Here is an 11997-nt window from a genome sequence, read left to right as displayed (position 1 = left end):
AAAAACCATAGCATGCCGCGCAGTCGGCAGAGCCGCGGCTTTACCGGCTTGACTCTTCACCGGAACGTTGGCCCGGCAACAGCAAGCGGCGGCGCGGCTCGGGTGCGCCCGGCTGGGGCTCCACCATCGGCGCGCGCGGTGCGGGGCGGGCCTGCTGCTGTTGTTGTTGTTGCGCCTGGGCGTCGCGCTGCTGCCTTTGCTGCTGGTCGCGCATCTCTTGCTGCATCCGCTGCTGCATCGTCAACTGTTGCTGTTGCTGCTGTATCTGTTGTTGCCGCTCTTGCTGTTGCATCTGCTGCTGTGCGGCCTCGCGCTGGCGCTGCATTTGCTCACGCTGGCCCTGTTGCTGCATCTGGTTGCGGTTTTGCTCTTGCTGCTGGCGTTCGCGGTCTATCTGCTGCTGGCGCTGCATTTGTGCCCGCTGCTCCAGCTCGGCCTGGTTGCGCGGGGCATCCTGCATGCGCAGTTCCGGGCGTGGATGGGGAATGGCCTGCGGCTGCTGCGGCCATACGCCCTGGGGCGCTGGTTGCACCATAGGCTCCACCCGCGTCGGGCGTGGGTCGTTCGGGCGCGGGGCACGGTTCCAGTCTTGCTGCTGGGGGCGGTTGAAGTTGTTGTTGGGGCGCTGGTACTGTGGGTTTTGCGGATACTGGGGCCGCCAGGTCTGGCCGGGAGCCAGCGGAGTCCAGTTGCCTTGCGGGGGGCGGCGGCGGTCCTGGTCGAAACGGTTGGCACCGTCAAACTGCACCAGGGCGGGCGCGTAGCTGGGGCGCTGCTGCCGTGGGCCGGGCACCCAGCCCCATTGCGCGCCAATCTGCGCCCAGCGGCCATAGTGGGAGGGCGCAAAGCCCCAGGGCGCGTTGTCTACCCAGGTCCAGCCCCAGGGGGCAATCCAGCGCCATTGGCCGTTTTGGTAGGGTGCCCATTGGCCCACGGTGACGCGTGGAAACCACACCGCCCCGTATTCGCTGTCGGTGCGCCAGTCGCCATGGCCGTCCAGCTGCTGGTAGCCAATGACTTCGCGCGACACGTAGCGGGCGCTTTGCGATTGGTCTTCGGCCTTGTCGCGGGCATACGACCAGAGGTCGAATGCGTCGCGTTGCAGGTTGGCGCGTATCTCTTCCTGGCCCAGTTGCCGGTCGAAATAGCGGGCTTGCTGCTGGCTGCCCAGGGTGCGGGAGACACCGTTTTCACCGTACACCACGGCACTGCCACTGCGCACGGTGACACCCGTGGTGCCAGAGCGGGCATCCACATCCAGCCGGTACTCGCCGGGCTGGCTGGCGGTGAAGGCCAGGTTGGGGGTGTTGACCTCCAGCGTTTCGCCGGGGTAGAGCTGGCGCACGCGCAGCGCCAGGCTGCCCTGGGTCAGGGTGAGGCGGGTGCTGTTGTCGTCTTGTTCGCTGAGCTCCAGCGCGGTTTGGCCGTTGATGCGCATGGCGGTGGAGCCGCTGTGCAGCTCGGCCCGCGCGCCGGGCGCGGTTTGCAGCCGGTCGCCATTGGTCAGGGGGCGGTTGAACTCTGCCGGGCTCCAGTCGTCGCTATCGGCTGGGGCGAAGCTGACCGATCCTTCCATCAGGCTCAGGCGTGCGACCCGGCCCGGTGGGACATCTTGGGCCAGGGCGTGGCTGGTGGCCAGGGCAATGGCCAGCGCGCCCAGCAGGTGGGCGGCTTTCTGCAAAAAGGTGGATGGCATGGCTTTTACGTCGCTTGCGACGTTCGCGAGAGTGATCACTCTGCTGTTAACGCGGCAGCCTGCCGTTTGGTTGGCTTAAGGCAACGCAAAACAAGTCCCTCGCGGTCTGCGCATCCCTGGCCTCGGGCGGTCTGCGTCGTTGCAAATCCTCGCCATAGCCCAAGCTATGTCTGCGGTTTGCGCCTAGCATCCCATCCCGATCCAGGGCGCGCATCCTCGCGGGGACTTATTCAGCGTCGCCTCACCCGGCTAATGCGGCCTTGACGGCAGCAGATACCTGGCCCATCTCGGCCTTGCCTGCCAATTGCGCCTTGGCGGCACCCATCAGCTTGCCCATGTCGCCCGCACCCAGGGCGCGACCCAGCTCGGCCACCATCGCGGCGGCCAGGGTACGCACCTCGGCGGCCACCTGCTCGGCATCCAGGCGCTGGGGCAGGTAGGCGGACAGCACGGTGAGCTCGGCTTTTTCGATGTCGGCCAGGTCGGCGCGCTCGGCCTTGGTGAAGGCATCGATGGAGTCCTTGCGCTGCTTGATCAGCTTGTCGACGATGGCCACCACGGCCGCGTCGTCCAGCACCACACGCTCGTCCACCTCTTTTTGCTTCAAGGCGGCCAGCAGCAGGCGCACCGTGCCCAGGCGAACGCTGTCCTTGGCGCGCATGGCGGTTTTCATGTCTTCGGTGATTTGTTCTTTGAGGGACATTGGTTGCTCCTGGATTTTCGGATTTTGCAAAACAAAAAGCCCGCCCTGGCGTCCCTGGGCGGGCTTGTCAAACTGCGGACAGTTTGAAAAGGCGCTTAGTACAGCTTTTTAGGCAGCTGCATGGAACGCACGCGCTTGTAGTGGCGCTTGACAGCGGCCGACTTCTTGCGCTTGCGCTCGGTGGTGGGCTTTTCGTAGAACTCGCGCGCACGCAGGTCGGTCAGCAGGCCGAGCTTTTCAATGGTGCGCTTGAAACGGCGCAGAGCGACGTCAAAGGGTTCGTTTTCTTTTACACGGATGGTTGTCATGACAGGAATGGGTTCCGATTTAGGTGCAGGTCTTGTCGAAAGGAAGATCAGGCCGTTGGACGCAACATCTGCGGTGTTCCCCTGCTATTAAATTGATCAGGCAGCAGGGGTTTGCCAGCAAAGCCTTGGATTATAGCCTGTAACCTGCCCGGTTGGCGCGTGCTTCCATCTGGTTAATAGCGTCGTAGTCGGTGAGCGGCAGCTCGGCGAAATCCGCGATGAGCAGCGCCTTGCGGGCATCGGCCAGGGCCGGGTCGCGCATGGCGTGCTGCAGGGCCTGGCGCAGGGCCAGCAGCACCTCGGGCGGGGTTTTGAGGGATGTGATCAGCGGCAGGCCCGGTGCCGGTGCGGTGTGGCCGCAGACCTGCACGCCGCGCACCATCTCGGGGTGGTCGCGCTGCAACAGCGCCAGGGTCACGCAGTCGATGGCGGCCAGGTCGGCCTGGCCGTTGCGCACGCTGTCCACCGAGGCATGGTGCGAGCCGGTGGCCACGGCGTTGCCAAAAAAGTGGCCATTGCGCGCCAGCGGGGCCACCAGCGCCCGCAGGCTGTTGTAGCCGGATTGCGAATCTTCCGAGTTATAGGCCACGGTGCGGCCCCGGAACCCGGCCAGAGGCAGCCCGGCATCGGCGCTGCGGCAGACCAGCTGGCTGCGGTAGCGCAGGCCGTCGCAGCCGGGGGCGGTGTAGCTAAAAGCGCCCACCACCTGCACCCGCCCAGCCAGCGCGTGGGTCAGGGGGTAGCCGCAGGTTTGGCTCAGCAATAGTTCAGGGTCCAGCCAGTGCGCCATCAGATCGCTGGGCTGGGCCAAGCTGACGGGGAGGTTCAACTGCGCGGCCACAGATTGCCACAGCGCGGCATTGGCGGCCGACCCCGCCGCGTACATCGGGAAAGAACTCAGCATCGGGTCAGTGGGTCGAGTGGCTCTTGGGGTGCAGCACCAGGTCTTCGGGCAAAACCGGCGAATCGATGGGCGACAGCGCAAACCGGCGCACCAGATGGCCGTAGCCGGGCACCAGAAAACCGCCGTTGCGTCGCAGGTAGCCCGCGCGGTCGGCCAGGTAAGTGGTGCGCAGCCGGTACCAGGGCATGCTGGGGGTTTCGTGGTGCACCACGTGGAAGTTGTTGTTCAGGTAGAGCAGTCGCCAGAAGAAGCCCGCCTCGTTGATGGCAATGCGGTGCGCCGGGCGGTCGGCCGGGCGGTGCTCGTACAGCGAGCGCAGCATGGCCAGGCCCAGCGCGGGGTAGACGACCAGCAGGTAGTGCAGCGGGTGGATGCCGGCCCAGTGCTGCAAGGCCCACAGCATGCTGGCCAGCAGCAGCAGGTGCTCGGCCCAGCTGGCCGTTTGCGACCAGTCGCCGCGCAGCGGCTTGCGCACGATGTCGGCCCAGGTCGGCACGATGGCCAGCGCCGGGCCTACCACCAGGCGGCCCAGCACCGAACGCTGCCAGCGCCAGCAGACCTTTTGCCAGGCGGGCAGGGCAGCGAACTGGGCGGCGGTGAGGTAGTTGCTCTCGGGGTCGATGCCGGGGCGGGTCAGGTGCTCGTCCTGGTGGTGGATCAGGTGGCTGTGCAGGTACAGGTCAAACGGGTACCACACGGCCAGCGGTGCCAGGCCCAGCAGGCGGTTGATTTTGGGCGATGCGGTGGGGTGGCCGTGCACCAGCTCGTGCTGCAGGCTCATGTACCAGCAGGTCAGCAACAGCAACGCGGCACTGCCCCAACCCGCCCCCAGCTCCGACCAGTAGCCCACCACCAGCCCCCAGCCCAGGTACACGCAGGCCGCCAAAAGCCAGGTCGGCCATTCAAAGCCGTGGGATGCTGCGTCGCTGGTGCGGGTCATGGGGAGGGTACTTGTATAGGGTGGTATGGACAGGTGATGCTAAATGAATTCACCCGGGTTGCGCAACTGAATAATGCGCATAAGCATATTCAATGCCAGTGGCAGGCCCTGGATGTATGCAAACCAAGGCACGCACTAGAATGTTTGTACAGGCTGCCGGTACATGTACATGCAGCCCGGTCTTTTCAACTCCCCTCCAAAGGTATTCCATGCTGAAAAAAATCTGCGCCGCGGCACTGTGCTTAGGCCTGGCCCATGCGGCCCTGGCCGACGACCTGCTCGACACCATCAAGTCCAAAGGCGTGGTGAAGATCGCCATGGAGGGCACCTACCCGCCGTTCAACTTCAAGGATGCCAAGACCGGCGCGCTGCAGGGTTTTGATGTGGACATCTCCAACGCCATTGCCGCCAAGCTGGGCGTGAAGCCCGAGTTCGTGGCCACCGAGTGGGCCACCATCCTGGCCGGTCTGCAGGTGGGCAAGTACGACCTGGTGGTCTCGCAGGTCACCATGACCGAAAAGCGCGCTATGGAATTTGATTTCTCGGTGCCCTACACCGTGTCGTTCGCGCAAATCATCCTGCGCAAGGACGACAAGGCCGAGTACGCCAACCTGGATGCCCTCAAGGGCAAGAAGGTTGGCGCGGGCCAGGGCAGCATCTACGCCGAAACCCTGGCCAAGGTCGGCGGTATCGACATCAAGGCCTACACCTCCGCACCGCTGAACCTGCAAGATTTGGCCAATGGCCGCATCGACGCCGCGCTGAACGACCGCCTGCTGGTGCCCTACATGATCAAGGAAGCCAAGCTGCCCCTGCGCCCCTCCACCGTGCTGCTGGACAACCCGCAAAAGCAGGGCATCGCCTTCCGCAAGGGCAGCCCCAAGCTGAAAGACGCGCTGGACAAGGCCCTGGGCGAGATCGTCAAGGACGGCAGCTACGCCAAGATTTCCATGAAGTGGTTTGGCGTGGACGCATCCAAGTAACGCAAATCCAATTCCTGTGACAATGCGCCCGCCCACCAGCGGGCGTTTTTGCGTGAAGGCCTTGCTAAGTGATCGACTACCTCCAACCCATCTGGGATTCCGCGCCGCTCATCGCCTGGGGCACGGCCTACACCATCGGCTATGCCTTGCTGGGCATGGTGTTTGGGCTGCCGGTGGCGCTGTTCATCACCTGGGCGCGGTTTGAAAAAATCCCGGTACTGGCGGGGTTTTTCGGCCTGTACGTGAGCTTCATGCGCGGCACGCCGCAGCTGATCCAGGCGTTTTTGATCTACTTTGGCATAGGCTCCATGGGGCTGGATTTGCCGCTGGTGGTGATCGGCACGCTGGTGCTGATCGTCAACGCCAGCGCCTACCTGTCCGAGACGCTGCGCGGTGCGCTGAACGGCATCACCCACGGCCAGTGGAGCGCGGGCCTGAGCCTGGGGCTGACCCAATTCCAGACCCTGCGCTTTGTGGTCACGCCCCAGGCGCTGCGGCTGGCGATTCCGGGCATCAGCAACACCTTGATCGGGCTGTTCAAAGACACCTCGGTGCTGTCGGTGATCACCGTGGCCGAGCTGCTGAAGATCATCAACGACGTGATTTCGGCCACCTTCAAACCCTTCACCTTCTACCTACTGGCCGCGCTGATCTACTGGTCGCTGTGCCTGGTCTACGAATACGCGGTGCACCGCCGCCTGGAAGCGCGCTACAGCAAGGCCTACGCGCGTTAAGTTTGCTATTTAATTTGTAGCTTATCGTGCTTATGGAATAAGCGCTAGAGGCCTATTTTTCTTAAATTCGGGCAGGGCTGCGGGGCCTTCACAAATGGCAGCGGCATGGGGATACTGGTTGTTACAACACCGGAGATTCCCATGGACAGTGCCACCGCCCCCGCCGCCTCCATGCCAACGCGGCCCGCGCGCGTCCAGCCCCGGGCTCTGGCCTATACCGGTATAGCGACCGTGGTGGTGTCGCTGAACCTGCTGGCAGCCCAGCAAGCCCTGCACCTGCCCGGCGGCCAGGGCATCGAAGACCTGCTGGGCTGGGTGCGCATCGACGCGGTGGGCCGGGCCGTCCACACCTGGTGCGCGCAGGCCGCCCAAGCCGCTGAGCTCACCAACGCAGCGGAGCAAGTCCAAAGCCTGCCGCAGCACCTGCGCTGGCGCATCGCGTCCGCCTACCTGCTGGTGGATAGCTTTCTGTTCATGCCGCTGTATGCCCTGCTGCTCTTGCTGGTTGGCGCTCAACTGCACCAGGCGATGGCCACCGGCCTGACACCGGTAGGCCTGCACTGGCGGCAAGGGCTGTGGGCCTGGACGGTGGCCGCCGTGGTGGTATTGCTGGCGCTGGACACCACCGAGAACCTGGGCGGAGCCGTGCGCATCGGGCTGGCTGCCGGGTGGATATGGGGGGCGACGGCCTGCGCCGTCGTGCTGGCCAGCGGGCTGTGGTGCCTGGGTTTGTTCGCCGATGCCCCGGTGCGCCAGCGGGCGATGAAAAGGGCCGTGGGTGCACTGCTGGCGGGCATGGCGCTGCTGTTGCTGTCTGTCTTTAACCCGCCGCCCCCGGCCTGCGTGGCGAATCTGTCACTGGACGACCTGCTGCTGGGCGGCTTTGCCCACAGCGTCAAATGGCCCGTGTTCGGCCTGGCCGTGGCCCCGGTGCTGCTGGCGGCGGCCATGTGGTTTTGGGGTTTGGGGCTGAAGCCTGCGGACGACCACAGGCGCCACCGCGCCAGCCTGCGCAGCGGCATCGCCGCCATCGTGGGCCGCAGCCGCTATGTGCTGGTGGGCCTGGCGGTATTTGCCGGGCTGACGCTGGGACTGGACCAGTGCCGCGACCTGCTACTGGGCCTGGCCAAACGGCCCAGCCTGGCGGAGCTGTCCAACGGGACGGGCGGGTGGGGCGTGCTGGTGCTGGTGGCCACGCCCATGGCCGTGGGTTTGTTGGTGTATTCCACCTGGCTGTGGACCCGGCTGGCCTGCCGCATCCAACAGGCGGGGTCGGGCGATGTCCCTGCGGAGGTGCACGCACAGCTGGGCCAGTTTGCCCAGGGCTGGGCGCGGCTGCTGGCCATGCTGCCGCTACTGTGCGTGTACGCACTCACCGCCTACGCGCTGGGCGATGCCTTCACGGCGGCCGCGCCCGCGGGCGGGCCGGTGAAGGAGGCCGATCGCCTGGTGGAAACCGTGTCGATGCTGCTGTTGTTTGGCAGCGGATGCGTGGGCATGGGGCTGGTCTTTTTGGGCTTGCGCACACGGCTGGCGCTGAAAGACCCCAAGGAATATTACAACCATGCAACGAGCGTGTACGACCTGCTGGCCGATGCAAACAAGCCCGAACAGCGGCTGCAGGGCCGGTTCGTGCAGCACACCGCGAAGCTGCTGCGCTGGGTGACCCCGCGCCACCTGCCCATCGTGGCTTTGCTGGGCATGCTGCTGCTGCGCGTGGCCATGGCCTGGGCCCCCGAGGTCACCGCCAGCGCCCCGGTAGCCCTGGCGGTGGTGGCCTTGGTGCTGGTGTGGTGGATGGGTGTGTTTGGCGCGCTGGGTTTGGTCGAGCAGGCCCAGGCGCGGCCCTGGCTGCTGGTGGGCGTGCTGATGGTGGGGGCCATGGGCTTTCTCGGCCTGTCGGACAACCACGCCTTGCCCTGGGCGCTGACCGATGCCGCCTCGCTACCCGCGTTGCGCTTCAGCAGCACCTGGCTACTGGCGACGCTGGTGCTGCTGTCCGTGCTGGCCTGGCTGCTGGTGACCTGGAAGGTGCCAAGCGGCCCATCCACCCTGCTGCGCCGCTGGGGCCGCCTGGGCGGATCGGTGCTGCTGTGGCTGCTGGCGGTGGCGGCGCTGCGGGTGTTCGACGCGCGGATGCCGCCCCCGGCTGCGCTGGCCGATGCCGCCAGCCGCCCCACCGTGCAGGCGGCGCTGAAAGACTGGGTGACCGGGCTGCCGCAGAACACCAAACGGGTGTATCTGGTGGCCAGCGAGGGCGGCGGCATCCGCAGCGCTTACTGGACGGCGCAGGTGTTGGGCAAGTTGCGCGTGCAGTTTCCCGATTTCCACCAGGCCAGTTTTGCGTTCTCTGGCGTGTCGGGCGGGGCGGTGGGCATGGCCGCCTACAGCGCCTGCCTGCGCCAGGGCGAGGCGGGGCTGGATACCTGCTTGAAAGCGGGTTTCAGGCAGCAAGATGCCCTGTCGCCACTGCTGGCCGTGGGTCTGTTTGAAGATGGCCTGGCCCGCCTTTTGCCCACCTCGGGCGGCCCCGGCTGGAACCGCTGCGAGCACCCCGGCTGCGGCAGCATGAGCCGGGCACTGGGCTTCGAGCGCGAATGGTTGCGGGCTTTCCCCGCGATGGCCCAACCCATCCGGAACGTGCCCACAGCGCCCACCGTGCCCAAAGACCAGCCGCATCTGCTGCTCAACAGCACCTGGGTGGAGAGCGGTGAACTGGCCGTGGCCAGCAGCCTGCGGGTGGACGACGGCAGCTTCCCCGCCACCCGTGACGTGCAAACCCGCCTGGGCGCACCGCTCAACCTCATGGCCGCCGCCCACGTGGCCGCGCGCTTTCCGTTCATCAACCCGCTGGCGCTGGTGCAGCCCGTCTCGGGCTACGGCGAAACCGGCCACCTGGCCGATGGCGGCTACTTCGACAACAGCGGCGTGACCAGCACGGCCCACCTGTGGCACGCCATGCAGCAGGCCTTCAAAGATGCAAACCGCACGCCCCCCGAGCCCCTGCTGGTGCTGATCCGCAACGGCCAAAAGAAACCCGGCTGCGACAAGCCGCCCGACACCGGCCCCGAGCCCCGGTGCATCGTCTCCGACCTCAGTCCGCTCAGCCCGCCCGCCGAGCTGGCCCCGCCCGTGCTGCGCGAAAGCTGGGGCCTGTACGCCGACCTGCTCGGCCCGGCGGTGGCCGTGCTCAACGTGTCGGGCATCGGTGCCCATGGCCGCCTGCCGCCCGCCGAAATGCGCCAGGCCCTGGGCGAAGTGCAGCGCACCGGTCCCGCAGCCAGGGTGCTGGTGATCGACCAGCTCACCGACGCGTCGCTGGTGCCGCTGGGCTGGTATTTGTCGCCCCAGGCCCGCGATGCCCTGGACCAGCAGGCCGATGGCGTAGCCCAAGCGTTAAAAGAGGTTTACGGAAATTGATAAGCCAAATCGGCCTCTAGTGCTTATTCAATAAGCGTAAGCAGCTATCAAACCGATAGTGAGCGGAGCTGTGTGAGCGATTGCCGCTGCTGCCCCTGCGCGTCAAAGTTGCCTGCCGCCAGCCACTGCGTGAAGGCTTCTCGCAGCACCGGCCATTCGGTGTCGATGATGGAAAACCAGGCGGTATCGCGGTTGCGGGCCTTGTAGACCACGGCCTGGCGGAAGATGCCTTCAAACTGGAAACCCAGCCGCTTGGCCGCCACCATGGACGGCGCATTCAGGCTGTCGCACTTCCACTCAAAACGCCGGTAACCCAGGTCGTCGAACGCGTACTGCATTAGCAAAAACTGCGCCTCGGTAGAGATGGGCGTGCGTTTGAGCAGGGGCGAAAACGCCACAAAGCCCACCTCGATCACGCCATTGGCCGGGTCCATGCGCATCAGCGCCAGCGTGCCCACGGCGCGTTCGGTGCGCAGGTCGATCACCGCGTAGTGGAGGAAGCCGGGGGCTGCCGCCGCCTGCGTGGCATGGGCCCGGTAGTCGGCCAGCGTGGCAAACGGGCCCACCGGCATGTAGGTCCAGTCGCGGCCATCCGGGGCCTGGCTGTAGGCGGCAAACAGGTCGTCGGCGTGGCGGGCGGCATCCAGCGGCTCCAGGCGGCAAAAGCGCCCCGGCAGCGGGCTAGGCGAGGGCAGGGCGCGGGCGCTCCACTGGGGCAGGGCATCGCCGATGGGCTGGTCGTAGGTGTTGGTGGTGGGCATGGTGCGGTCCTGGGTCAAATAAGCCCTAAAGTTACGCCATCCGTGGCTGCATGAAAAGCACCACATAGCCTTTGATTCATGGTGCCATGACTACTGCCCACGCCCTGTTTGACACTCCGTTGGATAAAGAATCCACCGCCGCGCCCCTGCAGCGCCAGCTGCACCACCGCCTCAAAACCGCCATTCTGGACAACCGCCTGGCCCCCGGCAGCCGCCTGCCCGCCTCGCGCGGCCTGGCCGAGGTGCTGGCCATTTCGCGCAACACCGTCACTGCCGCCTACGAGCACCTGGCGGCCGAAGGCTATGTGCTGCAAGACCGCCAGGGCACGCGGGTGGCGGCCTTGTCTGGCAGCCGCTCAGCGAAGCCCAAGGGGGCGCGCGAGCCCACCGCGCTCCCTGTCACTGCCCAGCGGCTGGCGCAGATCCGCCCCACCGCGCCGCACACCGCCACCGGTAATGCCTTGCGCCCGGGCATCCCGGCGCTGTCGCACTTTCCGCTGGCGGCCTGGCGGCGCGCCTGCGACCAGGCCATCCGCCGGGCCGGGCCCAGCGCCCTGGGCTACGGCGACCCGCTGGGCGAGCCGGCATTGCGCACCGCCATCGCCCGGCACCTGGCCGTGGCCCGCGGCGTGCGCTGCACGCCGGAGCAGATCGTGGTCACCGAAGGCGCGCAGGAAGCCCTGGCCCTGTGCGTGCGCCTGCTGTCCAACCCCGGCGACACCGCTTGGGTGGAAGACCCCGGCTACCGCGGTGCACGGGTGGCCATGCAGGGCGGCGACCTGCGCATCCTGCCGCTGCGGGTGGATGCCGACGGCCTGGTCGCCACCGAGGCCGACTGGAAAACCCAGCCCCCGCGCCTGGTCTACACCACGCCCTCGCACCAGTACCCGGTAGGTGCCGTGCTCACCGTGGCGCGCCGCCTGGCCCTGATCGCCCAGGCCCGCGCGCAGGGCGCCTGGATACTGGAAGACGACTACGACAGCGAATTCCGCCACGCGGGCGAGCCGATCGGCGCGATGCAGGGCCTGGTGGCGCAGGCCCCGGTGCTGTACCTGGGCACCTTCAGCAAAACCATGTTTCCGTCCCTGCGCCTGGGTTTTCTGGTGCTGCCCGAGGCCCTGCTGGAGCCCACCCGCACCCCGCTGCAAGAGATGCTGCGCGGCGGCCACCGGTTTGAACAGCTGGCCCTGGCCGACTTCATCGCAAGCGGCCAGTTCAGCCGCCACCTGGGCCGCATGCGCCGCCTCTACCGCGACCGCCAACAGGCTCTTCGCGAGGCCCTGACTGAGCACCTGGGCGTGCCCCACCGCATCGAAGGCGGCCACTGCGGCCTGCACCTCACCGTGCGCCTGGATACCTGCTACCCCGACACCGCCATCGCCCAGGCCGCCCAGCGTTACGGCATCGCGCCCACCGCGCTGTCCAGCTTCGCGCTGCAACCGCAGCCGCAAGACAACGGGCTGGTGCTGGGCTACGGCAACAACTCGGCGGAACTGTTCGCGCCGCTGGTGCAGCGGCTGGGGGCGCTGGCGCGGGAGCTTGGATGAG

At 66.6% G+C, this 11997-nt stretch carries 9 protein-coding genes and 1 pseudogene; 4 read left to right on the top strand and 6 right to left on the bottom strand.

The annotated features are described in order from the left end of the window. Positions 1-40: 40 nt before the first annotated feature. The 5 genes from AC097O_RS06190 to AC097O_RS06170 all read right to left on the bottom strand — a co-directional run bounded on the left by AC097O_RS06190 (position 41) and on the right by AC097O_RS06170 (position 4551). Positions 41-1696 carry a DUF6600 domain-containing protein gene (locus tag AC097O_RS06190; protein WP_479591963.1) on the bottom strand — a complete coding sequence of 552 codons (1656 nt, stop codon included), beginning with the start codon at positions 1694-1696 and terminating at the stop codon, positions 41-43. Positions 1697-1937: 241 nt separating this feature from the next. After that, positions 1938-2399: a GatB/YqeY domain-containing protein gene (locus AC097O_RS06185; RefSeq protein ID WP_315189922.1), complete on the bottom strand. Its 462-nt coding sequence runs from the start codon at positions 2397-2399 to the stop codon at positions 1938-1940. A gap of 95 nt (positions 2400-2494) precedes the next feature. After that, positions 2495-2707 (bottom strand): 30S ribosomal protein S21, encoded by a 213-nt coding sequence (gene rpsU, locus AC097O_RS06180; protein ID WP_092756237.1) that lies wholly within the window; start codon positions 2705-2707, stop codon positions 2495-2497. Between the two features lie 130 nt (positions 2708-2837). Beyond that, positions 2838-3611, bottom strand: a complete 774-nt coding sequence (locus AC097O_RS06175; protein ID WP_479591962.1) for a phosphate/phosphite/phosphonate ABC transporter substrate-binding protein — start codon at positions 3609-3611, stop codon at positions 2838-2840. Between the two features lie 4 nt (positions 3612-3615). Next, positions 3616-4551 carry a fatty acid desaturase gene (locus tag AC097O_RS06170; protein ID WP_479591961.1) on the bottom strand — a complete coding sequence of 312 codons (936 nt, stop codon included), beginning with the start codon at positions 4549-4551 and terminating at the stop codon, positions 3616-3618. A 209-nt stretch (positions 4552-4760) separates the two neighbouring features. On the opposite strand from AC097O_RS06170, the gene AC097O_RS06165 reads away from it, so the two are divergent. The 3 genes from AC097O_RS06165 (at position 4761) to AC097O_RS06155 (ending at position 9688) form a co-directional block, all read left to right on the top strand. After that, a complete protein-coding gene (locus AC097O_RS06165; protein WP_479591960.1) occupies positions 4761-5534 on the top strand; it encodes a transporter substrate-binding domain-containing protein in 774 nt (257 codons plus the stop codon). A gap of 68 nt (positions 5535-5602) precedes the next feature. Further along, a complete protein-coding gene (locus tag AC097O_RS06160) occupies positions 5603-6268 on the top strand; it encodes an amino acid ABC transporter permease (RefSeq protein WP_479589527.1) in 666 nt (221 codons plus the stop codon). A gap of 141 nt (positions 6269-6409) precedes the next feature. Then, entirely contained in the window at positions 6410-9688 is a 3279-nt protein-coding gene (locus tag AC097O_RS06155; protein ID WP_479591959.1) for a hypothetical protein, read from the top strand. Between the two features lie 62 nt (positions 9689-9750). Here AC097O_RS06155 and AC097O_RS06150 read toward each other — a convergent pair. Further along, positions 9751-10449, bottom strand: a pseudogene (locus AC097O_RS06150) (GNAT family N-acetyltransferase); the annotation flags it as partial. A gap of 86 nt (positions 10450-10535) precedes the next feature. Between AC097O_RS06150 and pdxR the strand changes: the two are divergent. Then, entirely contained in the window at positions 10536-11996 is a 1461-nt protein-coding gene (pdxR, locus tag AC097O_RS06145) for a MocR-like pyridoxine biosynthesis transcription factor PdxR (RefSeq protein ID WP_479591958.1), read from the top strand. The last annotated feature ends 1 nt before the right edge of the window (position 11997 follow it).

It is taken from the genome of Rhodoferax sp. LS1P39 (genome assembly GCF_056521425.1).
The sequence above is the reverse complement of the archived record's forward strand: the minus strand, read 5'-3'. Positions and strand labels throughout refer to the sequence as shown.